23 protein-coding genes and 4 pseudogenes are annotated in these 25,976 nt (G+C 70.4%); 17 read left to right on the top strand and 10 right to left on the bottom strand.

Annotated features, from left to right (window positions below):
* Window positions 1-66: 66 nt before the first annotated feature.
* Window positions 67-993: pseudogene (locus H293_RS53945) on the top strand (DUF2254 family protein); the annotation flags it as partial.
* Here the strand turns inward: H293_RS53945 and H293_RS60665 are convergent.
* The 4 genes and pseudogenes from H293_RS60665 to H293_RS0140190 form a co-directional block, all read right to left on the bottom strand.
* A pseudogene (locus H293_RS60665) lies at window positions 952-2,063 on the bottom strand (FAD-dependent monooxygenase). The pseudogenes H293_RS53945 and H293_RS60665 sit on opposite strands and share 42 nt — an antisense overlap.
* A 237-nt stretch (window positions 2,064-2,300) precedes the next feature.
* Window positions 2,301-2,969 carry a response regulator gene (locus H293_RS0140200; protein WP_020123434.1) on the bottom strand — a complete coding sequence of 223 codons (669 nt, stop codon included), beginning with the start codon at window positions 2,967-2,969 and terminating at the stop codon, window positions 2,301-2,303.
* Entirely contained in the window at window positions 2,966-4,276 is a 1,311-nt protein-coding gene (locus H293_RS0140195) for a sensor histidine kinase (protein WP_033416235.1), read from the bottom strand. Before H293_RS0140195 ends, H293_RS0140200 begins: the two co-directional genes overlap by 4 nt.
* Before the next feature lie 33 nt (window positions 4,277-4,309).
* Window positions 4,310-5,131 carry an ABC transporter permease gene (locus H293_RS0140190; RefSeq protein ID WP_020123432.1) on the bottom strand — a complete coding sequence of 274 codons (822 nt, stop codon included), beginning with the start codon at window positions 5,129-5,131 and terminating at the stop codon, window positions 4,310-4,312.
* Between the two features lie 136 nt (window positions 5,132-5,267).
* Between H293_RS0140190 and H293_RS0140185 the strand changes: the two genes are divergently transcribed.
* Window positions 5,268-6,341 (top strand): RNA-guided endonuclease InsQ/TnpB family protein, encoded by a 1,074-nt coding sequence (locus H293_RS0140185; RefSeq protein ID WP_020123431.1) that lies wholly within the window; start codon window positions 5,268-5,270, stop codon window positions 6,339-6,341.
* Here H293_RS0140185 and H293_RS0140180 read toward each other — a convergent pair.
* The gene (locus H293_RS0140180) at window positions 6,338-7,291 is read right to left on the bottom strand and encodes an ABC transporter ATP-binding protein (RefSeq protein WP_020123430.1); all 954 of its coding nucleotides are present in this window, start codon (window positions 7,289-7,291) and stop codon (window positions 6,338-6,340) included. The genes H293_RS0140185 and H293_RS0140180 overlap by 4 nt on opposite strands.
* Window positions 7,292-7,644: 353 nt before the next feature.
* Here H293_RS0140180 and H293_RS0140175 point away from each other — a divergent pair, with 353 nt between their 5' ends.
* Window positions 7,645-7,839, top strand: a complete 195-nt coding sequence (locus tag H293_RS0140175; protein WP_020123429.1) for a hypothetical protein — start codon at window positions 7,645-7,647, stop codon at window positions 7,837-7,839.
* A 353-nt stretch (window positions 7,840-8,192) separates the two neighbouring features.
* On the opposite strand, the gene H293_RS0140170 is transcribed toward H293_RS0140175, so the two are convergent.
* A complete protein-coding gene (locus H293_RS0140170; RefSeq protein WP_020123428.1) occupies window positions 8,193-8,948 on the bottom strand; it encodes a class I SAM-dependent methyltransferase in 756 nt (251 codons plus the stop codon).
* 202 nt (window positions 8,949-9,150) lie between these two features.
* Here H293_RS0140170 and H293_RS60660 point away from each other — a divergent pair, with 202 nt between their 5' ends.
* From H293_RS60660 to istB, 3 genes and pseudogenes are all read left to right on the top strand, one after another.
* Window positions 9,151-9,489, top strand: coding sequence for a hypothetical protein (locus tag H293_RS60660; protein WP_259294635.1), 339 nt, complete (start codon window positions 9,151-9,153; stop codon window positions 9,487-9,489).
* Between the two features lie 179 nt (window positions 9,490-9,668).
* Entirely contained in the window at window positions 9,669-10,016 is a 348-nt protein-coding gene (locus tag H293_RS60655; RefSeq protein ID WP_063746963.1) for a hypothetical protein, read from the top strand.
* Window positions 10,013-10,785 (top strand): annotated as a pseudogene (gene istB, locus H293_RS53145) (IS21-like element helper ATPase IstB). The gene H293_RS60655 and the pseudogene istB overlap by 4 nt, the downstream one beginning before the upstream one ends.
* Before the next feature lie 144 nt (window positions 10,786-10,929).
* On the opposite strand, the gene H293_RS0140150 reads toward istB, so the two are convergent.
* Window positions 10,930-11,898 carry an alpha/beta hydrolase gene (locus tag H293_RS0140150; RefSeq protein ID WP_020123427.1) on the bottom strand — a complete coding sequence of 323 codons (969 nt, stop codon included), beginning with the start codon at window positions 11,896-11,898 and terminating at the stop codon, window positions 10,930-10,932.
* Window positions 11,899-12,002: 104 nt separating this feature from the next.
* A complete protein-coding gene (locus tag H293_RS0140145; RefSeq protein ID WP_020123426.1) occupies window positions 12,003-12,320 on the bottom strand; it encodes a putative quinol monooxygenase in 318 nt (105 codons plus the stop codon).
* A gap of 149 nt (window positions 12,321-12,469) precedes the next feature.
* Here H293_RS0140145 and H293_RS0140140 point away from each other — a divergent pair, with 149 nt between their 5' ends.
* The 10 genes and pseudogenes from H293_RS0140140 to H293_RS0140095 all read left to right on the top strand — a co-directional run bounded on the left by H293_RS0140140 (window position 12,470) and on the right by H293_RS0140095 (window position 23,167).
* Window positions 12,470-13,375: an AraC family transcriptional regulator gene (locus H293_RS0140140; RefSeq protein WP_020123425.1), complete on the top strand. Its 906-nt coding sequence runs from the start codon at window positions 12,470-12,472 to the stop codon at window positions 13,373-13,375.
* Window positions 13,376-13,534: 159 nt separating this feature from the next.
* Window positions 13,535-14,284 carry an SDR family oxidoreductase gene (locus H293_RS0140135; protein ID WP_020123424.1) on the top strand — a complete coding sequence of 250 codons (750 nt, stop codon included), beginning with the start codon at window positions 13,535-13,537 and terminating at the stop codon, window positions 14,282-14,284.
* A gap of 141 nt (window positions 14,285-14,425) precedes the next feature.
* Window positions 14,426-15,496 carry a zinc-dependent alcohol dehydrogenase family protein gene (locus H293_RS0140130; protein ID WP_020123423.1) on the top strand — a complete coding sequence of 357 codons (1,071 nt, stop codon included), beginning with the start codon at window positions 14,426-14,428 and terminating at the stop codon, window positions 15,494-15,496.
* 46 nt (window positions 15,497-15,542) lie between these two features.
* Window positions 15,543-16,217, top strand: coding sequence for a helix-turn-helix domain-containing protein (locus H293_RS0140125; protein ID WP_020123422.1), 675 nt, complete (start codon window positions 15,543-15,545; stop codon window positions 16,215-16,217).
* Window positions 16,218-16,689: 472 nt separating this feature from the next.
* Window positions 16,690-17,520, top strand: coding sequence for a universal stress protein (locus tag H293_RS0140120; protein ID WP_199790248.1), 831 nt, complete (start codon window positions 16,690-16,692; stop codon window positions 17,518-17,520).
* Window positions 17,521-17,779: 259 nt separating this feature from the next.
* Window positions 17,780-18,001: a hypothetical protein gene (locus H293_RS53940; RefSeq protein ID WP_020123420.1), complete on the top strand. Its 222-nt coding sequence runs from the start codon at window positions 17,780-17,782 to the stop codon at window positions 17,999-18,001.
* Between the two features lie 504 nt (window positions 18,002-18,505).
* A complete protein-coding gene (locus H293_RS0140110; RefSeq protein WP_078612820.1) occupies window positions 18,506-19,417 on the top strand; it encodes a universal stress protein in 912 nt (303 codons plus the stop codon).
* 211 nt (window positions 19,418-19,628) lie between these two features.
* Window positions 19,629-22,004 (top strand): glycoside hydrolase family 65 protein, encoded by a 2,376-nt coding sequence (locus H293_RS0140105; protein WP_020123418.1) that lies wholly within the window; start codon window positions 19,629-19,631, stop codon window positions 22,002-22,004.
* A 104-nt stretch (window positions 22,005-22,108) separates the two neighbouring features.
* Window positions 22,109-22,207, top strand: a pseudogene (locus tag H293_RS57745) (universal stress protein); the annotation flags it as partial.
* A 33-nt stretch (window positions 22,208-22,240) separates the two neighbouring features.
* A complete protein-coding gene (locus H293_RS0140095; protein WP_020123416.1) occupies window positions 22,241-23,167 on the top strand; it encodes a carbamate kinase in 927 nt (308 codons plus the stop codon).
* 492 nt (window positions 23,168-23,659) lie between these two features.
* Here the strand turns inward: H293_RS0140095 and H293_RS55785 are convergent, their stop codons facing one another.
* Complete coding sequence (locus H293_RS55785) at window positions 23,660-23,893, bottom strand: hypothetical protein (protein WP_078612819.1); 234 nt, start codon at window positions 23,891-23,893, stop codon at window positions 23,660-23,662.
* Between the two features lie 22 nt (window positions 23,894-23,915).
* Window positions 23,916-24,773 carry a universal stress protein gene (locus H293_RS0140085; RefSeq protein ID WP_020123414.1) on the bottom strand — a complete coding sequence of 286 codons (858 nt, stop codon included), beginning with the start codon at window positions 24,771-24,773 and terminating at the stop codon, window positions 23,916-23,918.
* A gap of 538 nt (window positions 24,774-25,311) precedes the next feature.
* Here H293_RS0140085 and H293_RS0140080 point away from each other — a divergent pair.
* A complete protein-coding gene (locus tag H293_RS0140080; protein WP_028808606.1) occupies window positions 25,312-25,923 on the top strand; it encodes a membrane protein in 612 nt (203 codons plus the stop codon).
* The last annotated feature ends 53 nt before the right edge of the window (window positions 25,924-25,976 follow it).

Raw genomic sequence — 25,976 nt, 5'->3', positions numbered from 1 at the left:
CCGCCCCGGCCACCGGCCGGACCGGCGCCGCGACGGCGCCGGTCATTCTCGCGCCGGTGCGCCACCGCGGTGTGGCGCGGGCCGACGGTCACGGTCCGGCAGGTCGACTTGCGGGCCCTGGCGGAGTCCGCGACGCGCGCGGACGCGGTGGTCGTACTGCGGTTCCCGATCAGCGCCACCGGCCACCCCGGTCAGAGGGTGGCCGAGGTCCGCGGCGGCGACATGCCAGCCGACCAGGTGACCTCGGCGCTTCTCGCGGAACCGGAGCGCGCCTTCCACCAGGACCCGCTCTTCGCCTTCCGGCTGCTCGCCGACATCGGCCTGCGCGCGCTGTCGCCGGCGGTGAACGATCCCGCGACCGCGGTCCAAACCCTCGACAGCATCGAGGGCCTGTTGCGGCGCCTGGTGGATAGCAGGCTGGACGCCTCCTCGGTGCCCGACGCCAAGGGGCGCGTCCGTGTCATCTTGTGCCTGCCGGGCTGGGAGGACTTCCTGAGGGTGGCCGTGGACGACATGTGCCGGGCCGCAACCGGTAGCCCCATGACCCTGGCCCGGACCCTGCGACTCCTGCAATCCCTGCTCGCCCAGGCGCCACCCGACCGCCGGAACGCCGTGGCCGAGCGGCTGGACTGGGCTGGACTGGGTCACCCGCCAGCTGCGCGAACAACACCCCGGCTTTCATGGGCGGGGACCCCGCCGGAGGCCGGCGGCAGCTCAGGCCAGGCCCGGGTTCCCTCGGACGATGTGATCACCCGTCCGGCCGTCGTCGGCCGCGTCCTGAACGGCCCCCGGCCCGCTTCCCGCCTAGATTCGAAGGCCTCCATACCGGTCCGCACACGGAGCGGCCTCGTACCGGCCGACCCCAGCCGTCGGCGTGTGGCGAGCGAAGGGCAGGGCATGACCGAGCGCCCCAACATCCTGCTGATCGTCACCGACGAGGAGCGCCTCGCTCTACCCCGCGCTGTCGAGCAAGGCGTCGGTGGCCTGGCCTGACAGGACGGCGTCGAGCTTCCAGGCGAGGTTGTGCGCGTCCTGGACCGCCGTGTTCAGGCCCAGTCCGCCGGTCGGCGGATGCCGGTGGGCCGCGTTGCCGGCCAGGAAGACGCAGCCGTGCCGCTGGTGCCGGGCCACCACGCCTCGAACTCCCAGTGGCTGACCGCGTGCACCTCGATGTCCAGGTCGGGGACGCCGAGCATGCGGTGGACACGGCTGAGGACCGCGGTCAGGTCATTGCGGTCGGCGTCGGTGGTGCGATAGCCGACGTGCGAGGCCCACTCGGTCGTCTCACGCCCCCAGCGATCGGGGCCCATCGAGCACAGGGCGCCGGCGAACGAACCCCGGCCGTCAGGATGGATGAAGTAGTACAGCAGCGTCTCGTCGTCGGGGAGCCACTCCGACAGGTCCTTGGTGGCGTGCACGGTGACCATGTCGAGCAGCCCCGTGGGGCCGTCCATCTCGATGCCGAGCGGGTCGGCGCAGGTCCGGCCGCCGTCCGCCGCGACGACGTAACGCGGATGGACTTCGTACGACGCCTCGCTCTCGCGGTCCCGGACGGTCGCTACGGCACCCTCGCTCGCACCGTCCGCGGCGAGGGAAAGGCTGCTGAGCTCATGGTGGAAGCGGATGCTGTCCCCTCCGCACACCGTCTCAGCCCGGCTCCGCAAGAGCGGGTCGAGGCGCAGCTGCGGCAGGTTGGCATAGCGAACCGGGCTGGCCCGGGCGTAACGCTCGGTTTCCGGGCCGCCGCCCCAGGCGGGAAGGACTCCGATCCGCTGCCCGAAGGGTGCGGCCGGGCCGGCGGGCGTGGTGTGCCACGCCACTTGATGCCAGCGGTCTTCGGGCGGGGAGAGCGCGTAGACGTCGGCGGCCATGCCCATCTCGGTGAAGATCTCCATCGTGCGCTGATTGAGCAGATGCGCCCGAGGCAGCCTCGAGGCTGCCGGATGCCGCTCGACCAGGAGGACGTCGGCACCTCGCATGCCGAGCAGGATGGCCGATGAGAGTCCGGCCGGGCCGCCTCCGACTGTCAAGACGTCCGGCTCACGGCGGAGTTGACTGTTCATCGTATGGGCTCCCGGGTCGTGGGCCGGCGGTGTTGACGGTGGGGTCCGTGCCGGGCACCACAACTCGTGCCGACCGGACCGGGCATGGCGATGGACCGCGTCTTCGGCGCTCCTGGTAGTGAGCGTGGGAGGAAGGCGGGCGTGGGTAGTCGCCGCCGGCACCCGAGGCGATGACCGACTGGAGGTGATGGCCCATGTGTCCTTTTCGTACGCTCACCGTGCAAGGACGCGTGAGCGCTACGACTTGGCTCTGACCAGCCCCGTGTCGTACGCCGTGATCACGGCTTGGATGCGGTCACGAGCCCCGATCTTGGCGAGGACGCGGCCGACGTGCTTCTTGACGGTGGATTCGGTCAGGACGAGACGCTCGGCGATCTCGGTGTTGGTCCAGCCCTGGCCGACGGCGACGAGGACTTCGCGTTCGCGGTCGGTGAGCGTCTTCAGGCGCGGGTCCTCGGCGGGTGCGGTGTCCGCGGGGGCCAGGACTTGGTGGGTGTAGGCGTCCAGGAGGCGGCGGGTGAGGCGGGGGGAGACGACCGCGTCCCCGGTGGCGACCGCGTGGATGCCGGCGATGAGTTCTTCGGGGCGGGCGTCCTTGAGGAGGAAGCCTCCGGCTCCCGCGCGCAGGCCGTCGTAGGCGTACTCGTCGAGGTCGAAGGTGGTGACGATGAGGACGCGGGTGCGGCCGCCGGCGGCGATGATGCGACGGGTGGCCTCGATGCCGTCCATGCCGGGCATGCGGATGTCCATGAGAACGACGTCGGGGCGCAGTTCGGCGGTCATCCGGACGGCCTCGGCGCCGTGCGCGGCCTCACCGACGGGGGTCAGGCCGGGCGTGCCTTCCAGCAGCATGCGCACGCCCATGCGTTGCAGGGGCTGGTCGTCTGCGATGAGGATGGTGGTCATGGCTGATGATCTCCTACGGGGACATCGAGCATGACGTCGACGAGCCAGCCCAGGCCGGTGGCAGGCGGGCCGAGGGTAACGGTGCCGCCGTACATGGCGGCCCGCTGGCGGATGCCGACGAGACCGTGCCCCGCCTCGCCGGACGCCGCGTTGGCGCCGGACACGCCGGTGTCGACGACCCTGACCTGCACGGTGCCGGCGTCTCTGGCAACGGTGACATCGGCCGTGGCGCCTGCGCCGGCATGTCTCAGAGTGTTGGTGAGGGCTTCCTGGACGATGCGGTACACGGTGAGTTGAACACCGCTGGCGAGGGCGTCGAGGTCACCCGTGGTCCGGTAGGTCACGGGCAGCCCTGCGGCACGTACGCGGATCAGCAACGGGTCCAGGTCGCGCACGCCGGGCTGCGGGCTGAGCAGGTGTTCCTCGTCCTGATCCTCGCGCAGCACGCCGAGGACCCGCCGCAGTTCGCTCATCGCCTGGCGGCCGGTGTCGGCGAGGACGCGCAGGGCATCGGCGGACGTCTCGCCGCGATTGACCGCGAGGACGGCGGCGCCGTCGGCCACGCTGACCATGACGGAGAGATTGTGGCCGACTATGTCGTGCATCTCGCGGGCGATGCGCGTGCGTTCGGCGGCGCTGGTGAGCTTGACGTGCTGTGCATGCTCGGTCTCCAGGCGTTTGGCCCGGTCCTCCAACGCAGCCAGGTAGAGACGGCGGATCCGCAGCGTCAGGCCGGTGGCGATGGCCGCCGTCGCCGTGCCCAGCAGGAAGAAGAGGCCGAGAAACGGGTGCTCGACGGGGGCCAGGAGACCGACCCCCAGGCCGAGTTGGGTCGCAGTAAGAGCAGCGGCCCAGCCCAGCACCCGCAGTGATCCGTGCAGGGCCAGGCTGTACAGGGCGACGAGCCCTGCCATGCCGGTCTGCTGCCACACTCCCAGCGACCACTGGACCAAGGACACCGCGGAGATGATCCCGAACGTGACGGCCGGGTTCCTGCGGCGCCACCACAGAGGGACGACGAGTGCGACGGCACATGCGACCAGTACCGCGGTCGGAAACTGACCGCGGTCCGTCGAGTCCCCGAACGGGCCATGGCGACTGTGGGAGAGCAGGTCAGGGAGGTTGAGCAGGGCGACCACGAGGACGACCGTGGTGTCGAGCAGCCACGGATGCCGCTGATCCAGCCGGCGCCGAGCGCTCTGGCCGCGCAGCATGCGGCCCAGAAGCGGGTGCGCCCATACGTCGGCGAGCCCGGGGGACGACGCAGGAGCCGTCCTCCGGGCGCCGGTCACCGAGTCCTGCCTCATGATCCCCACGGTCCCATTTCCTCGCACCGCTGCTCAGGCGTCGCTCTTGAGGAGCCGCCATGCTGCCCCGGAGAGGGTGAGGGCCACCCACCCGGCAAAGACGGCGAGTCCTGCCCCGGGGGAGAGGGCGTCGGAGGACTGGTGCAGGGCATACATCGCCGAGCCCGCGTTGCTGGGGAAGTAGGGGTTGATGTTGTCGTACAGGGAATCGGGGAGCAGGGAGGCCAGGCCCGGAAGGATGAGCAGGACGCCGACCAGGACCGCGATCGCCCCGGCGCTGGAGCGCAGCAGCACCCCCAGGGCCACACCCGCGACGGCCACCAGAGCGAGGTACAGGCCGGCACCGGCCAGACTGCGCAGCACACCGGAATCGCCCACGGACAGGGCGATCTTCTCGCCGTCCAGGCCCAGGGTGCCCAACTGGAACGCGGCCAGGGCGCCGAGCGTGGCCAGGACCAGGACTACAGGGCCGATCACCGCGGCCTTGGACCACAGAACCGGCAGACGACGGGGGACAGCGGTCAGGGTGGAGCGGATCATGCCGGTGGTGTACTCGCCGGCCGACAACAGGACGCCGAGCACGCCGACGGCCAGCGACGCGAAGGTCACCCCGAGCAGGGCGAGACTGACCGCGTCCTGGTCACCGGAGCCGGGCCCCGGCGGTCCGTCCTGCGTGGCCATGTCGGGGCTGTAGGTGGCGGAGGCGATCGCGCCGAGGGCGATCAGCAGGACCACAGCGACAGCGAGGGTGATCCAACTGGAGCGCAGCGACCAGAACTTGGCCCACTCCGCGCGCAGCACCCGTGGACCGGTGACCTTGTAGGCCCTGGGTGGGGAGAGTTCGGTGACGGTCATCTGGACTCCTTCGTGGAAACCCCCACCTTGAGGTGGGGGAGGGAACGAAGCACCTGCGGAGCAGGGCAGCGGGCGAGAAATCGTGCTCCGACCCGCAGGTTTAACCACTACCTGTGGGTCGGTTAGTTCGTGAGCCATGGCCACGACTCATGTGAAGCGGGCCTTCAAGTACCGCTTCTGTCCGTCCGATGCGCAGGCGGCCGAGCTGTCGCGCACGTTCGGCCGCGTGCAGAAGGTGTACAACATGGCCCTCGAAGCCCGTAACGCCGCGTGGAATCAGCGCCGCGAGCGGGTCAACTGCAACGCCACCTCGGCGATGCTCACCGCGTGGAAGAAGACCGAGGAACTCGCCTGCCTCACCGAGGTCTCCCCGGTGCCGTTGCAGCAGTGCCTGAGGCACCTGCAGGGCGCGCTCACGAACTTCTTCGACGGCGGTGCGAAGTACCCCCGGTTCACGTCGCGGAAGAAGTCGCGCCGCTGCGCCGGGTACACCAGCTCGGCGTTTGGCTGCCGCGACGGTGCCCCGACGCTCGCCAAGATGCGCGAGCCGCTGGACATCGTGTGGTCCCGGCCCCTGCCCGAAGGCGCGGCCCGGTCCACGGTCACGGTGTCGCAGGACGCGGCGGGGCGCTGGTTCGTGTCCATGCCGGGCGACGACGCGATCGCCCCCGCCCAGGCCACCACGGCCGCCGTCGGGATCGACACCGGGATCACCTCCCTGGTGACCGTGTCCACTGGCGAGAAGGCCACCAACCCCCGGCACGAGCGCCGCGACCGGGGCCGCCTGGCGAAAGCGCAGCGGGAACTGTCCCGCAAGGAGAAGGACTCCGACAACCGGGCCAAGGCCCGGGTGAAAGTCACCCGCGTCCACGCCCGGATCACCGACCGCCGCCGTGACTTCCCGCACCAGCTGACCACCCGTCTCGTCCGTGAAGACCAAACGGTCGTGATCGAGGATCTGAGCCTCCGCACCATGGTCACGAACCACACCCTGGCCCGGGCCAAGCTGCCGCTGAACATCCGTTGGTGGACGTGTGACTGCGGCACCGTGCATGACCGGGACGTGAACGCGGCACACAACATTCTGGCAGCCGGGCTGGCCGTGTCTGCCTGTGGAGACGGTGTGAGACCTCAACGGATCACTCCGGGCGGGCAGTCGTCGATGAGGCAGGAACCCCCCACGGGCGACCGTGGGACCCCCCGCCTTTAGCGGGAGAGGATGTCAACAGGCTGCCTTTCGCTCGGTCGCTTCTCGGCCGGATGGCTCTGGTACTCGACGACGTCCCTGGTCAGGTCCATGAACGCTGCCTCCAACGAGACGGCCTGCGGGGTGAGTTCGTACAGCGCCACCCCGTGCTCGGCCGCGATCCGTCCGATCTGCCGGGCGTCGCGTCCGGAGACCAGGAGTTCCTCGGCGGACGAGGAGGAGATCGTGACGTCCGGGCCCGCCAGCAGTGTGCGCAGCCTGCCGGCGTCGTCGCTCGCGACCCTCACGCCGCCGCCGCTCGCCTGTTGGGTGAAGTCGTCGACGGTGGTGTCCGCGAGGAGCCGGCCGCGTCCGATGATCACCAGGTGGTCGGCGATCAGCGCGGTCTCGCTCATCAGGTGCGAGGAGAGCATCACCGCCCGGCCCTCGTCGGCCAGCGAGCGCAGCAGGTTGCGCACCCACAGCACGCCCTCGGGGTCGAGGCCGTTGACCGGCTCGTCGAGCATGACGATCGCCGGGTCGCCGAGCAGGGCGGCCGCGATGCCGAGCCGCTGCCCCATGCCGAGCGAGAAGGCCCCGACACGTTTGCCGGCCACGCTGGTCAGACCGGCCAGTTCGATGACCTCGTCGACCCGGCGGCGCGGTATGCCGTGGGTGTACGCGAGGGCCATCAGGTGGTTGAACGCGCTGCGGCCGGGGTGGACGGACTTGGCCTCCAGCAGGGTGCCGATCTCGTGCAGCGGTGCCGTGTGCTTCGCGTAGGACTTGCCGTTGACGGTGACCGCGCCCTTGGTGGGGGCGTCCAGGCCGACGACCATGCGCATGGTGGTGGACTTGCCGGCGCCGTTGGGGCCGAGGAAGCCGGTGACCTCGCCGGGCTTGACGGTGAAACTCAACTCGTCGACGACGGTCTTGTCGCCGTACCGCTTGGTCAGCTCGCGCGCTTCGATCACGAGTGTGGGCCTTTCGCCTCGGACGCGGTCGGGCGAGCGCCGCGACCTGTGCAACCGAGGTTAGGAGCGCGGCCGGGCCGAACCCTGGGACCCTGGGAGACACTTCGCCGCCTGAGTGGTACCGCGGTACCACTCAGGCGGCGACCGATGGTACGCCTCAGGTATGACGGGGGCGTCCCCGCCCGGTAGGAAAGGGCAGAGCGGGTTGTCGGACGGAAACGGGCACGGCGACATGTCAGCGTTCGACATGCGGTCGTAAGACGTTGAACCCCGGGTCCGTTGCCCCTCTCGGAGCACATCTCGGCCGGCCGAGGACGTCCGGTTACCTTGCAGCTTCCGACGTAAGGGTCCGCGTGACAGGGGACCTGACTGCGGCCCGTCTCGACGGAGATCTGGAGCGCGAGCTTGCGGCCCACGGTGAACGCGCCGGTCGCGTCCGGCTGCGCCTGGACGTCGAAAGGGTCACCGACGGCGCCACGGAGGCCGCCGGACACCGCGTCCTGCTCCTCGGAGTTGACGACACCGTCGACCCACTGCCCTCTCTGTAGCCGACGCGGCATGCTCACTTCCCGCGAGACGCCGGCCAGGAAGCCGGCGTGGTTCTGTCGGTAGTTGGTGACGTCAGTTGTTCGTGAAAGCTGACGGCACCAGGTGCTGGGCCCAGAAAGATGTTCGCGAATTCTGACGTCACCATCGGGGTTGCGGTGTCAAGCTGGATGTGCCCTGACCTCGGCTTGGCCGCAGCCAGGTACGACAACCGCTTCGGCGCGGCCGGCGAAGCTGGATCCGTAGCACTCCTCGTCCGAGGCGTCGCGTTGACCTCTTGAACCCGCACCGATGAGAGGGCGCAAGCGTCCTGCGAGCAACCGCGCGGTGCGGCCAGGGACTGAGAGTCCGGTGTTTATACCTTGCTCGCGACCACCATGTAGTTCTCGGCCTCAAGATCGAACGTGCTCAGTTCCGTCTGGAGTCCGACCCGCTGCAGCTCGACTTCGAGTTCCTCGTACCGGTAGGGCCAGCAGGACAGCAGTTCCGAGCGGACAAGGACCAACCCGGTCGCATCGACTTGCGCGATCGCAATCTCGATGTGGTGCTCCTCCTCCCAATGCGGCGCAATCTCCCAGCGGTAGACCACGACGGCATCGCGACCGTTCCGGCGGACGAGTCGGTCTCTGATCTCCAGCCGGGAACCTCTGGCCCTCACGAGTTCCCAAGTGCGGGATGTGAGTACCAAGCGCCCGCCGGGGCGCAGAAGCCGTGACATCGACTCCAGAGCGGCACCCCTGCCTGTCGCGCCCGTGGCATGGTGAAGCGAGTTTCCGACGCAGAACACCATGTCGAACGTGTTGTCCTGGAAATGGTCAGGCAATTCTTCCCAGTTCGCCCGTACGGCCCGGACGGATGCACCGAACTCCTCAGACAACTCTGCAGTCCGGCGAACCATCGCCTCGCTGGCGTCAGTTGCGACAACCTGCATGCCACGACCGGCGAGGCCAACCGCCAACTGTCCGGTTCCGCAGGAACAGTCGAGGATGTGAGCGTTCGACGGCAGGAGATTGAGGACGTCGTCGAACGACGCAGCGAACTCGGCTGGAGACAACTTCGCATCCGAGATGAGCCATTCGTACACCTCGGCAAGCACGTCATAACCTGTCACAGCCACTACCTCCGTCACGCGGCAGACTCGCGGTATGACGTCAGTCCATCAGCGGAGCAAGGCGGGCACCAATGGTTTTCGCAAGGATGGATCTGACGGTGTTTGTCGGTTGTCAGTTGTCCGACTGAGTGGATGTCACCGGCTGGTTAGCTGGGAAGTTGCTCGTGAGAAGTAGTGTCACTCGCGGGGTTGAGGTGGCAAGGTGAATGTGCTCAGTGAAGGAGCACCGCCGATGCCGCCTGGTCAGTCGAAGGTCGAGTTGTGTGCCGCGCTGCGGCGTGACGCTCGCGAGGGTATGTCGAACCGGGCGCTGGAGCGCAAGTCCCGGGTGGGCTGGCGGACTGTTCAGAAGGCGCTGAGTTCGGCGTGGCCGCAACCTCGGGAACCGTACGCGCCTCGCCGTTCCAAGCTGGATCCGTTCAAGCAGGTGATCGACCGGATGCTGATGGCTGATCTGGATGCGCCGAGGAAGCAGCGTCACACGGTGGTCCGGATCTGTCGCCGGTTGATCAACGAGCACGCGATGGACGACGTGTCCTAACAGGTCGTGCGCGCCTACGTCGCCAAGCGGAAGCCGGAGATTCGGGTCGAGGCCGGCCGTGGCCCGGCGCAGGTGTTTCACCCCCGATCCACGAAGCCTGGTGCACAGCCGCCTGCATCGCCCACGGCGACACCGCCGGCGCCCGCGCTCTGATCGAGGTTCTGCTGCTGCACCGGCACATGCAGCACGACCACGTCGTCGCCGGCCTGGCCGCCGCGCTCCAGGTCGGAGCGCTCACCCCGGACGCGGCCGCGCTGGAAGCCCGCCGCATCGCCGACAACGACGACCCGACCTCGGCCAAGCCACGACGCCGAGCCACTACCGCGGCAGACCGGGCCGTCGCAGCGACCGTCACCTCGCTGACCCAGCGACGCCTGGCGCAACTGCCCAAAGACACCCGCCCCATGCCTGACGTGTCGATCTACGACCAGCTGCTTCCCAGCCGGCGAGCCGCCGTGGCCGCCGCTGGGCGCGCGCCGGCCCCGAGACCTACCCAGAAGCCGAGCAGGAAGAAGCCGCCGCCATGAGCCCTCGCCGCCGGATGAGTGAACAAGCCGCCGAATCCGCCGTCGACCAGGCATGCCGGGTCCTGCGACTGCCCACGATCAGCAACCAGTTTCCCGACCTGGCGGCCAAGGCCGGCAACGACCAGATGTCGTACCTGGTGTTCCTGGCCGAACCGCTGCTGGCCGAGTGCGACGACCGCGCCAGGTGCCGCTCCGAACGCCGGATCGAGGCCGCCCAGTTCCCCCGGGAGAAATCGCTGCGCGAGTTCGACTTCGATGCCCCTCCGAACATCGACGCCGCCGTCGTGGCTCGCCGGCCACCTGTGAGCGGGTGAAGAAGGGCCTGCCGCTCTGCCTGATCGGTGACTCCGGCACCGGCAAGTCTCACCTGCTCATCGCGCTCGGCACCGAAGCCGCGATGGCAGGTTTCCGGGCGAAATGTACCCTGGCATCGAAGCTGGCCAACGAGCCGGTCGATGCCGCCGACGAGAAGATCCTGGCCAAGACCATCGCCCGCTACGGCCGCGTCGACCTGCTCTGCATCGACGAACTCGGCTGCATGCAACTCGACCGCCGCGGCGCCGAACTCCTCTTCCAGGTCCTCCCCGAACGCGAGGAGAAGAACTCCGTCGCCAACGCCTCCAACGACTCCTTCGCCGGCTGGGGCAAGACCTTCACCGACCCCAGACTCTGTGCCGCCATCGTCGACCGGCTCACCTTCGGCGGCAACATTCTCAAGACCGGTACCGAGTCCTACCGCCTCGCTCACAGCCGCGAACTCGCCCGCTAAGCCATCCCCACACCATCCGGACTGCCGTCAGAATTCACCAACATCCAGCCGGCCCGAGGCCACGAACCGCCGTCAACTTTCACGGCCAAACGACGTCGGCATTCACGGTCAAAGCCACGTACGACCGGAGCTCGTCGACTTCACCTATGCGGCGGGGTTCGTGCGCAGGAGCCGGGCGAGCCAGTCGGTGCGGGTTCGGCGGGCTGTGGCCGAGATGTGTGCCTGCGGGTACAGGGCGTCGAATCCGTGGAAGCCGCCTGCCCAGACGTGGAGTTCGGCCTGGCCGCCGGCCGCCCAGATGCGGGTGGCGTAGTCGGTGTCCTCGTCGCGGAAGACTTCGGCGGAGCCGGTGTCGATGTAGGTGGTCGGCAGACCCGCGAGGTCGTCGGCCAGGGCGGGTGAGACGTATGCGGGTACCTCGTCGTCGGTGAGGTCGCCGAGGAGGCAGTGCCATCCGAATCCGTTCATCTCGCGGGTCCAGACGCCGGGCCCGTTCGAGTACTGGAGGCTGGAGGTGGTGGTGTTGCGGTGGTCGAGCATGGGGCCGATCAGGACTTGGGCGGCGATCGCCGGGGTGCCGAGGTCGCGGGCCAGCAGGGTGACGCCGGCGGCGAGGCCGCCGCCCGCGCTGGCGCCCGCGACGATGATCCGGGCGGGGTCGATGCCCAGTTCGGCGGCGTGGTCGGCGATCCAGAGCAGTCCCTGGTAGCAGTCCTCGACCGGGATGGTGCCGGTGGACTCGGGCGCGAGCCGGTAGTCGACGGAGACCACGACGGCGCCGAACTCGTCGAGCCACTCCAGCGGGATGTCGATCTGTGAGAAGCGGTCGCCCATGACCATCCCGCCGCCGTGCATCCAGTAGACGCAGGGTGCGGCAGCGGTGCGATCGCTGTTCGCGGGGCTGAAGACGGACAAGGGGATCGGGGTGCCGTCCGGACTCGCAACGGTGACCTCGCGCCGGTCGACGGCGCGACCTTCGAGGAGGGGTTCGACCGGCATCGAGGAGAAGGGGCGTACCTGCGCCAGCACTTCCGGGTTGAGCTGGGACATCAGCGCCATGTCGGCCAGGAGTTCGTGCAGTTCGGGTTCGACGGAGGGGCGTGCTGTGGTCATGGTCGTTGCCTCTCATGGGTGGTGGCGGGACGGTCGGGCGAGGACGGGGGCCACCTCGGTGGGCACCGAGGCGGCAGCGCCTGGGGTGTGGGGTGTTCGGCGGTTCAGAGGGCGGATTTGCCGCCGACCGGAACGTAGTCGGTGTACTCGGAGTCCTTGGCGAGCAGTGGGTCGATCTGCGCCACGATGGCCTGGGCGGTCTTGCCGGCGAAGACGCGGTGGTGGTCCTCCTCGCTGGTCCAGCCTTCGGCGACGTGGACGACGTCGGGGTCGGACGCGGAGCGGGAGACGAGGTAGACGAGGCAGTGTTCGCTCGCGCCGGGGCTGCCCTCGTTCAGTCCGGTCAGCAGCAGGTCGACGAGCTGGTCGCCCAAACCGGGCCTGGCGGTCAGTGTGGCGCTGAAGCCGTAGTCGGCAATCATGGATTCCTGCTCTTCCTCTTCGGTGGTGGAGTGCGGTGATTCCATATAAGGCGCTTGAACTGCGAAAACGTTAGACCGATACTCGTTCGTACTTGCACGATCCTCGCGACTTTGGGAACTGCGGCGCGGAATGGTGCTGCAATGGACGCATGCACCTCGAAGAACTCCGCACCCTGCTGGCCCGCCATGCGCGGCCCGACTGGACCACCGCCGTCGACGGCGTCCTCATCTCGAAGGTCGACCGCGCTGATCCGCCGGCGCCTTCTATGTCCGGCACGCTCCTGGCGGTCATCGCGCAGGGCGCCAAACGCCTCGCCCTGGGTGAGAGGGTGTTCGAGTACGGGCCCGGGCAGTACCTGGTCGCATCCGTCGATCTGCCTGTCACAGGGCAGTTCACCCAGGCCGACCCCGAGCAGCCGGCGCTGGGGTTCGGTCTCGTCCTGGAACCGTCCGCCGTTGCCGAGCTGTTGCTTGAGGCCGGGCCCGGAGGCGCCCCCCGGAGCAGTGGGGGCGCGCCGTCGGGGATCGCCGTCAGTGACGCTCCGGCCGCGCTGCTGGACGCGGTGGTCCGGTTGTTGCGCCTGCTCGACGAGCCCCGCGACCGGGCCGTACTGGCCCCGCTGGTCAAGCGCGAGATCCTGTGGCGTCTGATCACCGGCGAGCAGGGTGCGACGGTTCGCCAGCTCGGCCTGGCCGACAGCAGCCTCAGTCACATCTCGCGGGCCGTGCGCTGGATCCGCGAGCACTACGCGCAGCCCTTCCGGGTCGAGGACGTGGCGCGGCAGTCCGGCATGGGCGTTTCCGCCTTCTACCGCAACTTCCAAGCGGTGACCGCGATGAGCCCCATCCAGTTCCAGAAGCAGATCCGGCTCCAGGAGGCCCGGCTGCTGCTTGCCACCCACCCCGGAGACGTCACCGGAGTCGGCCACCGCGTCGGCTATGACAACCCGTCGCAGTTCAGCCGGGAGTACCGCCGCCAGTTCGGCGCGCCCCCCAGCCTGGACGCCGCCCGCCTGCGTCAGGCCGTGCGTGCGCCAGCAGGTCTCCTGCCCTGAGCTGGGTGGGCTTACTGGAGGATCGTGCAAGGAGTAGCGAGGATAGTTCTACTATCTCCGCTGGTCAGAGCGATTCAATGGGATCACCGGGTTCTTCCATGGAGCAGGAAAATGCCTGCCCACCCGTATGGATCCCACCACATCGCAAAGGGGCACACCATGAAGACAGTTCTGATCACTGGTACCTCGTCCGGGTACGGGCGGGTGACCGCCCTCTACTTCCACTCGCAGGGGTGGAACGTCATCGCCACGATGCGGACGCCGCGTCCAGGCGTCCTTCCTGAGTCGGACCGGCTCCGCGTCATCGAGCTCGACGTGACCAGGCCCGAGAGCATCACCGCCGCGTTCGAGGCCGCGGGCCCCATCGATGTCCTGGTCAACAACGCGGGCGTGCCCTCGATCAGCGTGTTCGAGGGCACCCCCATGGCCCGAGTGCGAGAGGTCTTCGAGACCAACACGTTCGGCGTGATGGCGATGACGCAGGCGGTGCTGCCCCAATTCCGCGAGCGTGGCTCCGGCGTGGTGGTCAACGTGACCTCGAGCGTGGTGCTGGGCCACATGCCGCTCTCGGCCGTCTACAAGGCGAGCAAGATGGCCGTCGAGGGGTTCACCGCATCCCTCGCGCTCGAGCTCGCGCCCTTCGGTGTACAGGCGAAGACGGTCCAGCCGGGCGCCTGCCTGACAACGAACTTCGCGGCCAACGCGACGAAGGGCGCCTCGCTGGACGAGCTGGTCCCGGCGCCCTACGCACCATGGGCGAAGAAGGCCATGGGCGACTTCACGGGCCAGGACCTGTTCACCGAGGAGAGCGACGTCGCCGAGACAGTTTGGCGAGCCGTGCACGACACGACCGGCCAGCTGCGATTCCCCGCCGGCCCCGACGCGGTCTCGCTCTCCCAGGCGAAGTGATCAGCCAGCAGGCAAGGTCACGCCCCACTGATATCAGGAGCCGGCCCCGCGCCCACGCCCCGGGTCGGGCGCATGCCGGTCACACGGCCCACGCTGGAGGTACGGGTACTCGCGGTGCCCCGGAGCGAAGGAGGAACGGTCATGAAGGGCTTCGTTTTCCACGGCCCCGGACAGTCTGCCTGGGAAAAGGTGCCGGACCCGGGCGTCCAGGACCCCACCGACGCCGTCGTACGGGTCAAGGCCGTCACCATCTGTGGTACGGATCTGCACATCCTCAAGGGCGACGTGCCCGAGGTGGAGTCCGGCACGATTCTGGGGCACGAGGCGGTCGGTGAGATCGTCGAGGCAGGAAACGACGTGCGCACCGTCCGGCCGGGCGACGAGGTGCTGGTCTCCTGCATCACCGCCTGCGGCCGCTGCCGCTTCTGCAAGCAGGGCATGTACGGCCAGTGCCTGGGCGGCGGGGGCTGGATCCTGGGGCACCGGATCCACGGCACGCAGGCCGAGTATGTGCGCGTGCCGTACGCCGATCTGTCCGTGCATCCGCTGCCCGGCGGGCTGGGCGCCCAGGACGCTGTCCTCTTCGCCGACATCTTCCCGACCGCCTACGAGGTGGGCGTGCTCAACGGTGCCGTACGGCCCGGGGACACCGTCGCCGTCGTCGGGGCCGGCCCCATCGGACTGGCCGCGATCCGCACCGCGCAGCTGTACACCCCCGAGCGGATCATCGCCGTGGACCTCGCCGACTCCCGGCTGGACGCCGCCAAGCGGTTCGGCGCCGATGCCGTCGTGGCCGTTCGTGACGACCCCGGGCAACTGGTCGCCGACCTCACCGACGGCCTGGGCGCCGATGTCGTCATCGAGGCCGTGGGCGTCCCGGAGAGCTTCGAGCTGTGCACGCGCATGGTGCGGCCCGGAGGGCACGTGGCGAACGTCGGTGTGCACGGCAAGCCCGCCACCCTGCACCTGGAAGACCTGTGGATCAAGAACGTGACCATGACGACCGGGCTGGTCGACACCTCGTCCACGCCCACGCTGCTGCGGATGGCGGCGGCCGGCCGACTGTCCACCTCGTCGATGGTGACCCACACCTTCCCGCTGGACGACATGGAGGAGGCATATGACGTCTTCGGCGGCGCTGCGGAGACCGGTGCGCTCAAGGTCGTGCTGGGCGAGCCGCGCCACGACACCCTCGCCGTTCCGGCGGCTTGATCAAGTGGAGGAGGCGAGAGCCGTGACCGAACGGACACCAGCTCCCATGAAGCAGGCACTGACCGGTTCCGGACCGGGTGACCTCGGACGCCGTCTCGTCGGCCGACGGGTGGAACTCGGTCTGACCCGGCGGCAGGTGGCCGACCGGGCGGGCATGGCCTCCGGCTACCTCAGGTACCTGGAGGAGACACCGGCCGTGGCGCCGGCCATCGGTACTCTCGCACGGCTCGCAGACGCGCTGCACACCAGCGTGGCGGCCCTCACCGGGGGCGACGTCGATCTGCCGCCCGGCCGGAGCCGGGCCTCCAGGACCGCGGAGCTCGTGGAGCTGGACGTCGAGGAGTGCTGGCGGCGGCTGTCGACACACGGTGTGGGCAGGCTCGGGGTGATCACCGCCGAGGGCGTGACGATCCTGCCTGTCAACTACACCGTCGTCGACGGAGCCATCGCCTTCAGAACGGACCCCGGTTCCGTCCCCTCCCAGGTCCTCGGCAGGCGCGTCGCCTTCGAGGCCGACCGCATCGACGACGTGTTCCGTCAGGGCTGGAGCGTGCTGGTACGCGGCCGGGCCCGCGAGGTGACGCAACCCGACGCGGTCCGCCGACTGACCGAGGAGTCGTACAGCGAGCCGTGGGCCGGCGGGCGCCGCGACCTGTGGGTGCGCGTCGACCCGGTCGAGATCACAGGCAGGCTGATCAGGGAGCGTCAGGCGGGCGGGTGATCCGTCGTCGGCCGTCGTGGGTGAGGGGCGGTACCGACGGCTTTCCGGGCCGGCCTCAGACGGGATCGGAACGACGGTGCCCGTGCACCGGACCGGCTGGAGTGCCTGCGTCCGACGGCCTTGGAGACCGACGAGATCGACGCGGCCGCCCGGTCCGGATGGAGCGTCGTCGTCACCGGCCGGCCGGCGTGGTGACCGCACCCCGTCGAGCACGCGCGCCGGTGCCGGGTCCGGCCGATCACGGGTCGGCAGCCCGTCGGCGGACGCACCCTGTACGGCGCGCAGCCGGCTCTGTCAGCGCCGGCCCCGGCCGCCTCACGCGAGGGCCCGACCGGCAGGGGGCACAAGGGCCGCACGGCGCGTGCGTAGACCCGTCCGGTCCCTACCCCGCGCCTCGCACGGCGACGAGCATCGTTGAGAGGCCGGTGAAGGAACTGCCGGGAGGTGACGTGCATGGAAAGGGGACAGGGACATGACTGCACAGCGCGTGGTCGTCGGAGTGGACGGCACACTGATCGCCGTACGAGCACTGGACTGGGCGGCCGAGGAAGCCGAGCGGCGTGGCGCCACCCTGCACATCCTGTACGCCGTGACCGATCACGACGAGGCGGGACCGGTGCTGTCGGCGGCCGCCGCCCGGATACGCGATCACCATCCGCAGCTGTCCGTCGTGACCGGTGCAGCCGAGGACACCGCGGTGAAGGCACTCGTACGGGAGAGCGAGGGCGCCGACCTCACCGTCGTCGGCACCCGGGGCCTCGGACGGGCCACCGGCACGCTGTTCGGATCCGTGAGTCTGCGGCTCGTCGGGCACACCCACGGTCCGGTCCTGGTGGTCCGAGGCGATCACCGGTGCGACGGCGAGCGTGAGGTGCTGCTCGGCCTGGAGAGCGACGCCGACGTGGACGCGGCGGCCTACGCCTTCCAGGAGGCGGAGCGGCGCGGTGTGCGCCTCAGGGTGCTGCACGCCTGGACCCACTGGCACGAGGCGCCCGAGCTGCCGTCGCTGATCCCGGGGACGAGCCCGGGACAGCGGGAGGCGGCCCGGCGCGAGGCGGGCGAGGATGCGGTCGGCCCCTTCGACGTGGCCGCGCTGCGCCAGCGGTACACCGGGGTCGGCGTCGAGACCGTGACGGTCCGCACCGACCCAGCGCATGCCCTGCTGGAGGCGACACGCGAGGCGGGGCTCGTGGTGATCGGGGCCCGCCGCCACGGGCGCGGGGCCGAGCCGAGGCTGGGTGCGGTCGGGCACACGCTGCTGCACCGCTCCCACTGCCCCGTGGTCGTCGTGCCGAGCCGGTGAGGAGTGCACGGACGAGCGGTCGCTGGACGCCCGCCTGCACCACCTGGTGACATCGGGCCGTCCGACGGCACAGCGGGACCTGTGGCCCACGACTGACCTGCGCCCCGAGCGCGTCGTCGGCAGCCGGCGACGGATCAGCTGCCGGCCAGGGTCAGGCGGATAGCGCGGCCGTGGAGGACGGCCTCGCCGCCCGCCGAGCCGCCGTGCACGCCCTATCGGCGACACGCGCAGAGAACGCGAGAACGCGGACGGAAACCCCGTGCTGACGGGGGACGGCACCGGTGGCACGGTGCGGGCGGAGGTGCGCTGGACGGGCCCCGACGGCTCCACCCGCACGGGAGCGGCCCGGGTCGGGCCGGACGGCGCGACGGGTACAGCGGTCACCGTGTGGATCGATCGCCGGGACGATCTGGTGCGGACCCCGGTCGCCCCGGCCGAGGCCGAACAGCTGTCCGGCCGCACACGTACTCATATGCGGTGACTTCGCACGTACTCACATGCGGTGACATTCGCCTGACGCCCGCGAGCCACTGAGCAACCCGTCGGCCCCCGGTCCCCGAAGGCGCGACGACCGACGGGCCCGGGCCTTCGGCGTGACTCGATTCGCTGGTCGGCTACGCGAGCAACTCCCGTGCCCCGACGGCCCGCAGAAGTGTCGCGGACCGGTCGGAGGCGGGCACCGCCACGACGGGAATCGGGAGTGCCGAAGACGCTCGCGGCCCACGGGGCTGACCGCGGGCAGCAGTCGTTCCTGGTCGGGACGGCTGAGACTGAGGGTCGGCAGCATGGCACCGCGCGCCTTCACTGCCTTTGCTTTCCGCGTCGGGCCGGGTCCCGTACCTGCCCCGGGGCTGAGCGGGCCGGTCGCCGGGCCGCTCAGCGCTCGTGAGCAGGGGTTCGCTCCCCGGTGTCCCACGCGGGGGCCGAACGGCCCCTGGCAGCGGGTGGGCACCGGTGCGACGGTGAGGGTGGAGCCCCGCGCCGCATGCCCCGTGCGGCCCGACGAAAGGTGGTGGGGACGGTGGAGCTGCCCCTGGTCGTGGGAGTCGACGGATCGGAATCGAGCCTGGTCGCGCTCGACTGGGCGGTGGACGCAGCGGCCCGGCAAGGCATGCCGCTGCAGCTGGTGTACGCCTCGCTGTGGGAGCGCTACGAGGACGCCGCACTCTCCGCAGACCCCGGCCGTCCGTCCGAGCAGGTGATGGCGGAGAACATCGTGGGCACCGCGGCGGAGCGCGCCCAGCGGCGCAACCCCGAGGTCAAGGTGTCCGCGGAGGTGGTTCCCGAGGAGGCGGTGGACGCGCTACTGCGTGCGGGGCACAACGCTTCCGCGCTGGTGACGGGTTCGCGGGGACGCGGCGAGCTGAAGGGCCTGCTGCTCGGTTCCGTCGGTCTTGCCGTGGCGGCCCGGGCGCACTGCCCGGTGATTGTGGTTCGGGGTGACAGGGCCGGCGTGGAGGGAACGCACGAACGGATCGTGCTCGGCGCGGGCGAGCCCGCGTCCGCCGGTGAGGCCGTGCGGTTCGCCTTCCGCGAGGCCGAGGCGCGCGGTGGCGTCCTCGACGTCGTACGTTCCTGGCGCTGCCCCGCGCACGAGGGCGCCGACGAGCCCCGGCTGGCGGAGGATCCGGTGCACCTCCACGAAGAGCGCGCGTCCGCACAGCTAGACGCTCTGCTGTACGACGCGGTGGCCGATCACCCGGGGGTCCGGGTGCGCCGCAGCACCGTGGAGGGTCCGGCGCGCAAGGTGCTGCTGAACCGTTCCGCCGCCGCGGACCTGGTGGTCGTCGGAGCGCGCCGCCGGACCGGCCACTCCGGCCTCCAGCTGGGCCGGGTGGCCCACACGCTGCTGCACCACGCGCAGTGCCCGGTGGCGATCGTGCCCCAGCCGGTGTGAGCGTGCGGTCCCCGAGGAACTGCCGTGACACGCCGGACCCGCTGCCGACGGCGGGGCAGGCAGGTCAGGGCGGCTCGCCTCCACCGCCGCGAGGGCGGCCTCGAAGGCGGGGACGTGTGGACCCGGGCGTCCGGGGGTGACCCGGGGTTGCGGCACGGCGCCGACGTCGTCGTGCCGGATCTCGGGGAACTGCTGGTGCGAGGAGTGCGATGTGACGGACTGGACCTGGGAGTACGAGGGTTACGTTCCCACGGACGAACGACTGCGGGAGTCGTTGTGCACGCTGGGCAACGGCCGTCTCGCCACCCGGGGTGCGCTTCCCGAGTGCGTGGCGGACGAGGTGCACTACCCGGGGACGTACGTCGCGGGCTGCTACAACCGGCTCACCTCCGAGGTGTCCGGCCGGCTGGTCGAGAACGAGGACATGGTCAACGTGCCGAACTGGCTGCCCCTGCGCTTCCGTCTGCCCCAGGGCGCGTGGCTGACGCCCGACACCACCACCGTCCTCGAACACCGCATGGACCTGCACCTGGCCTCCGGACTCCTGGAGCGGCGAACACGGTACGGGCTCGGCACGGGGCGTGAGCTGCTGGTGCGTCAGCAACGTCTGGTGCACATGGCGGAACCACATCTGGCCGCTCTGCGTACCGAGTTCACCGCCTCGGGCTTCTCCGGCGTGCTCGAGGTCGAGTCGGCACTCGATGGCGGTGTCACCAACGGTGGGGTGGCGCGCTACCGCGACCTCGACGGCCGGCACCTGACCCATGTGCACGCCGGTACGGCCACCCCGGACACCGTGTGGCTGCGCTGCCGCACCCGTACCTCGGACATCCGGATCGGGATGGCGGCCAGACTGACCGCCCGGGCCGAGGTGACGCCCGAGCACGACGACCTGCGTGCCGCCCAGCGGGTACGTCTGGAGTTGTCGGAGGGCCGTACCGTCACCGTCGACAAGACGGTGGCCCTGCACACCTCGCGCGATCCGGCCATCAGCGACCCGCTGTACGCAGCAGTCGACCGCGTCGGACAGGCACCTGGCTTCGAGGAACTGTTCGAATCGCATCTGACGGCGTGGGACCAGCTGTGGCGCCGCGCGGACCTCGATGTCCCCGGGGAGTCGGGCCGCATCCTGCGCCTGCACCTGTTCCACGTGCTCCAGACACTGTCCCCGCACACCGCCGACCTCGATGTCGGAGTCCCCGCGCGAGGACTGCACGGCGAGGCCTACCGCGGTCATGTCTTCTGGGACGAGCTGTTCGTCCTGCCCTATCTGAACCTGCATTTCCCGGAGGTCTCCCGGGCCCTGCTGCGCTACCGTCACCGCCGCCTGGAACAGGCCTGCACCGCCGCCCGGGCAGCCGGTCGCCGCGGTGCCATGTACCCGTGGCAGAGCGGCAGCGACGGGCGCGAGGAGACCCAGCAACTGCACCTCAACCCCCGCTCGGGCCGCTGGTTGCCGGATCACTCCCACCTCCAGCACCATGTCGGCTCGGCGATCGCCTACAACGTGTGGCAGTACTGCGAGGCCAGCGGCGACACGGAGTTCCTGCACACCAAAGGCGCCGAGATGCTGCTGCAGATCGCGCGCTTCTGGGCCGACTCCGCCGTGTACGACGCGGACCTCGGTCGGCATCGGATCAGGGGCGTGGTGGGACCCGACGAGTACCACGAGGCCTACCCCGGCGCTCCGCGGCCCGGCCTCGACGACAACACGTACACCAACGTCACCGCCGCCTGGGTGCTCGCCCGAACGCTGGAGCTGCTGGAGAGCCTGCCCGAGCCCCGCCGCCGTGAACTCGTGGAACGCGCCGGCCTGGACGGAGGCGAACTGGAACTCTGGGAGGACGTCTCCCGTACCCTCCACGTGCCCTTCCACGGTGGTGTCCTCAGCCAGTTCGACGGGTACGGCGACCTCGACGAACTCGACTGGGACGGCTATCGGGGGAAGTACGGGGACATCCGGCGTCTGGACCGGATCCTGGAGGCGGAGGGCGACACCGTCAATCGGTACCAGGCCTCCAAACAGGCTGACGTCCTGATGCTGGGGTACCTCTTCGCGCCGGCCGAACTCCAGTCCCTCTTCCGCCGGTTGGGGTACCGGCTCGATGAGGAAACATGGCGCCGCACCGTCGACCACTATCTGCGTCGCACCAGCCACGGCTCCACCCTCAGCGGCCTGGTCCATGGCTGGATCCTGGCCCGGGCCCGGCGTGCCGAGGCCTGGAAGTTCTGCCAGGAGGCGCTCCAGGGCGACATCGCCGACGTACAGGGCGGCACCACCGGCGAGGGCATCCACCTCGGTGCCATGGCCGGCACGCTCGACCTCGTCCAGCGTGGACTGACGGGTCTCGAGACCCGGGAGCGTGCCCTCTGGCTCGACCCGGTACCGCTGCCCGAGCTGTCGTCGTACGGCTTCGCGCTGCGCTACCGGGGCCACTGGGGCGTCCGGCTGCACCTGGAACGCGGGCGGTTGGACATCGCCGTACCCTCGTCCGACCGCTCGCCCATCGACGTGCGGCTGCCGGGGCGCGCGGTCTGTGTGCAGCCGGGGGAGACGGGGCGGCTGGTGCTCACGGATCGACTCTAGGGCCGTACGGCCCCATGAACAGCCCGCGCAGCCCATACCCGCGGGCGGGGCGGGGCGCGAAGCTGGGCGTGAGAGGCAGTCGGAGTGAGGGTGAGGTGTACGTCATGCTCGCACCGGTGATCGCAGGGGTGGACGGATCCGCCGAGAGCCTGGCCGCGGCCGTATGGGCCGCCCGTGAGGCGGAGCGCCGGGGCCGGAGGCTGTGACTGGTCCACGCCACCCTGGAGGACTGACCCATGCGCATCGTCGTCGCCCTCGGCGGCAACGCCCTGCTCCGCCGCGGCGAACTCCCCGACGCGGACGTCCAGACCGCCAACATCGACCGGGTGGCCACGGCGATCGCCGCCCTCGCCATCGACCATGAGGTCGTCCTCACTCACGGCAACGGCCCCCAGATCGGACTGCTCGCCGGGGAGAGCGCCACCGACCCGGCCCTCAGCGCCCCCTATCCGCTGGACCTGCTGGGCGCGCAGACTCAGGGCATGATCGGCTCGTTGCTGCTGCGTGTCCTGTACGACACGCTGCCCGGGCACCGGATCGCCGCGCTCGTCACCCACACCCTGGTCCGGGTCGGCGACCCCGCCTTCCTGCGGCCCACGAAGTTCGTGGGGCGGACGTACTCGCGGGAGGCGGCCGGCCGGCTGGCCCGCAAGCACGGCTGGCGGGTCGCCGAGGACACCACCGGCTGGCGCCGTGTCGTTGCGTCCCCGGCTCCGGACAGGGTCGTGGAGACGGACACGATCCACGAACTGCTGTCCGGCGGCACGCTCGTCATCTGCGCCGGCGGCGGAGGCGTTCCCGTGGTAGCCGACCCCGACACCGGTGCCCTCACCGGCGTGGAGGCCGTCGTCGACAAGGACCTCACGGCCGCCCTCCTCGCCGAGGACCTCAAGGCGGACTTCCTCCTCGTGCTCACCGACGTCCCCCACGTCTATGCCGAATACGGCACGCCGCGCCAGCACCCACTGCACGACGCCACCCCCACCACCCTGCGCCACGGCCGCTTCGCCGCCGGCTCGATGGGCCCCAAGACCGAAGCCGCAGCCCGCTTCGTCGAACGCACCGGTGGCCTCGCCGCGATCGGTTCCCTGGACGCCGCGTACGAGATGCTGCACGGCCGGGCGGGCACCCTGGTCCGCCCGGATCTGCCCGTCGTCGGCTGAGCGGAACCGTGCTGTGAGCCCTCGCACGGCGGACAGTCCGGTCCACGAGTCGACGGTCAGACGGTGTCGCAGTGCGTAGACCCTCATGGCGCGAGTGAGAAGTAGCTCTCTTCTTCCTGAGTGAGGTGCAGGCGTAGCTCGGTGTGCAGCCCGTACAGACAGGCGCGCAGGTCGTCGAGCTGTTCCGGGGCGAGTGTGCCGCGCTCATCGTGGCGGTCGCCTCGGGACCGCCGAGGGTCGGGGCCGGTGCGGGATACAGCTGGTGGTCCTCGGCGTACTCGTGCGGCAGCAGCCGTCCGGTGAGCAGCCGGTGCACCTCGGCAACCGCGGCGGGGGTCTTCGGTCCGGCGCCGTCGAAGAGCCGGTCGGCAGCGTCCCGTACGGCATCGAGGACGACCCGCAGGTCGTCGCCTGTGGCGAGCATCAGCGCGATGAGCGCTCCCGCCAGATGTTCGCGCACGGCGAGGCTGCCGCCCAGCGCCAGTACCGCGATCAGGTCGACTCCCGCTTGTCGCGCCGCAGGGCGTTCAGCACCCAGCCGACGGCCGGGACGACGGCGACGGCCGTGCCGATACCCCAGCACAGATCGGCCAGTTCGGCGGCGCCGACGAGTCGGTAGACGCCACCCGCGGCAAGCGCGACCGCAGTGACGGCGAGCAGGCTCGGTTCGAGCCCCGGTGATGAGGACAGCCGACGCAGCGCATTCCTCGGAGCGGTTCGGGCCATGACGGTCCCCCCCCGTCCGGGCTCAGTCGTGCGGGACGACGGCGACGGGACACGCCACGTGGTGCAGGGCCGCGTGCGCGACCGGGCCGAGCTTCCACGAGAGGGGAGACGGATGCCGCCGCCGGCCCACCACGGTGAGCGCGCTGTGCGCAGAGGCCCTCAGCAGGACCTGTGCCGCGGTTCCCCTGCTCACCTGGTAGGTGACGGCGACAGCGGGGAACTTCTCCCGCCACTGCGCCACGGCGGCGGCGAGACGGGCCTGTTCGTCCACCTCGTAACCCTCGTCGTGGTACGCGCCGCGGGGGGAGGCCACCAGGGACGACAGCGGCAGTGCCCGCACCGCGCGCACCCGCGCTCCGTGCGCCTCGGCCGTGCTGAAGGCGAACTCCAGCAGCGGATCCGAGGTCGCTCCCGCCTCCTGCACTCCTACGACGATCTCGTACCGGTCGGTTCCGTCATCGGAGCCGTCCGCACGCACCGTCACCGCGGGACACCGGGCGACGCCCAGGACGTGCAGGCTGACGGAGCCGAGCAGGAAGCTCGCGACCGAGCCGTGGTCGCGAGAGCCGAGCACCAGCATGGCGGCGCTGTCGCCGAGGTCCACGAGGGCCTCCGAGGCGGGGGCCGACACCAGTTCCGCGGTCAGCCTCAGGTCGCCGTAACGGTGCCGCAGTTCTGCCTCCATGCGCTGGAGCACCCGACCGCCGTAGCGCTGTCTGCCGAGGGCTTCCTGAGGGATGGGCACACTGAGCGGCTGAGTGGTCCAGGAGTGCAGCAGCAGTACCGGGAGCCGCCGTTCCCTGGCCGCCCGGGCCGCCCACCAGGTGGCCGTGACACTTGAGGGGGAGCCGTCGAGGCCGACGACGACGGGTCCGGTCATGGCGCACCTCCGGTGCTCGGCGCGACAGCGGGCTGGCGCGCATCTGCCTCCCAGCTCCAGGTTCGTGGTCCCCCGGCCGTCGGGGGAGGGCCGGACGGTGCGCTCCTCGGGACCATCCGGCCCTTTGCGGTGCCGCACCGGCGAGCGGAGGGTGCGGGCCCGGTGCCGCCGGCCGAGCGGACCGCCCCGGTGTTCATGAACACTCGCGGAGACGGTGGAGGCCGCCGAAGATGCCCTGACCGGCGAGTCCCAGCCGGTCGCCGAGACCACTGAGGTGACCGGGCCGTGGACGTCGGACGGGGCCGTCGGCCTGGAGGCGGGCGACCCCGTGCCCGCCCACGGGCGGCTGATCCTCATGATCGGCGTCCCGGCCTTGAACGGGTCACGGGTGCGCCCCCGGCCCGACAGGTCCCGTGGAAGGGGCCGTTCAGCCCACCGGGTCCCGACCTTCGGCCTGCGGCGAGGTCGCCCCGTGGCGAGCAGATTGAGCGGTGCAAGGAGTGAGTCAACGGCACCGACTCCCGAGAGGATCACGATCATGGCTGTCCACGATCACCCGCACCGACACGCAGGGTTCCGGTTCCCGTCGCTGCGGCGGGCGGGAACGGCCGAGGCGGCCGCCGGGACGGCGACGGCGACCAGCGCGTACGTGTTCGCCGGACTGCGGCTGCTGACCGGGTTCGTCTTCCTGTGGGCGTTCCTGGACAAGACGTTCGGCTTCGGCTACGCGACCCAGTCCGGCAAGGGCTGGATCGACGGCGGTTCGCCTACCAAGGGCTTCCTGAGCGGTGTGGCCGCCGGCCCGATGGAGTCCACCTTCCACGCGTGGGCAGGGGACGCCTGGGCGGACTGGCTGTTCATGCTCGGTCTGCTGGGCGTCGGTCTGGCACTGATGGCGGGGATCGGTCTGCGGCTCGCCGCCGTTGCCGGTACCGCGATGATGGCGCTGATGTGGATCGCGGAGTGGCCGCCGGCCAAGCATCTCTCGGACGGCACGCCGAGCATGTCGACGAATCCGTTCGTCGACTACCACCTCATCTACGCCGTTGTCCTCATCGCCCTGGCGGCCGTGGGCGCCGGCGCGGTCTGGGGATTCGGCAGGGCGTGGGCACGCCTGCCCTTCGTCAGCCGCAGCCGCTGGCTCCAGTGACCCCCGCAACGGCACGGCGGGCTCCCGACGGGGCCCGCCGCGTCACGCTCGGT

The organism is Streptomyces canus 299MFChir4.1 (genome assembly GCF_000383615.1).
GTDB classification, from domain to species: Bacteria; Actinomycetota; Actinomycetes; order Streptomycetales; family Streptomycetaceae; genus Streptomyces; species Streptomyces canus_C.
Note: the sequence above shows the minus strand (reverse complement) of the source record. Positions and strands in the feature narration are given on the sequence as shown.

Coding starts and splice junctions, on each gene's coding strand:
- H293_RS55785 (WP_078612819.1), bottom strand. CDS start 23,893: ATGGCCCGAACCGCTCCGAGGAATGCGCTGCGTCGGCTGTCCTCATCA.
- H293_RS0140150 (WP_020123427.1), bottom strand. CDS start 11,898: ATGACCACAGCACGCCCCTCCGTCGAACCCGAACTGCACGAACTCCTG.
- H293_RS0140110 (WP_078612820.1), top strand. CDS start 18,506: ATGCCCCGTGCGGCCCGACGAAAGGTGGTGGGGACGGTGGAGCTGCCC.
- H293_RS0140140 (WP_020123425.1), top strand. CDS start 12,470: ATGCACCTCGAAGAACTCCGCACCCTGCTGGCCCGCCATGCGCGGCCC.
- H293_RS0140095 (WP_020123416.1), top strand. CDS start 22,241: ATGCGCATCGTCGTCGCCCTCGGCGGCAACGCCCTGCTCCGCCGCGGC.
- H293_RS0140120 (WP_199790248.1), top strand. CDS start 16,690: ATGACTGCACAGCGCGTGGTCGTCGGAGTGGACGGCACACTGATCGCC.
- H293_RS0140125 (WP_020123422.1), top strand. CDS start 15,543: ATGAAGCAGGCACTGACCGGTTCCGGACCGGGTGACCTCGGACGCCGT.
- H293_RS0140085 (WP_020123414.1), bottom strand. CDS start 24,773: ATGACCGGACCCGTCGTCGTCGGCCTCGACGGCTCCCCCTCAAGTGTC.
- H293_RS0140080 (WP_028808606.1), top strand. CDS start 25,312: ATGGCTGTCCACGATCACCCGCACCGACACGCAGGGTTCCGGTTCCCG.
- H293_RS0140190 (WP_020123432.1), bottom strand. CDS start 5,131: ATGACCGTCACCGAACTCTCCCCACCCAGGGCCTACAAGGTCACCGGT.
- H293_RS0140195 (WP_033416235.1), bottom strand. CDS start 4,276: ATGAGGCAGGACTCGGTGACCGGCGCCCGGAGGACGGCTCCTGCGTCG.
- H293_RS0140145 (WP_020123426.1), bottom strand. CDS start 12,320: ATGATTGCCGACTACGGCTTCAGCGCCACACTGACCGCCAGGCCCGGT.
- H293_RS0140130 (WP_020123423.1), top strand. CDS start 14,426: ATGAAGGGCTTCGTTTTCCACGGCCCCGGACAGTCTGCCTGGGAAAAG.
- H293_RS0140185 (WP_020123431.1), top strand. CDS start 5,268: ATGGCCACGACTCATGTGAAGCGGGCCTTCAAGTACCGCTTCTGTCCG.
- H293_RS60655 (WP_063746963.1), top strand. CDS start 9,669: ATGCAGCACGACCACGTCGTCGCCGGCCTGGCCGCCGCGCTCCAGGTC.
- H293_RS0140200 (WP_020123434.1), bottom strand. CDS start 2,969: ATGACCACCATCCTCATCGCAGACGACCAGCCCCTGCAACGCATGGGC.
- H293_RS0140135 (WP_020123424.1), top strand. CDS start 13,535: ATGAAGACAGTTCTGATCACTGGTACCTCGTCCGGGTACGGGCGGGTG.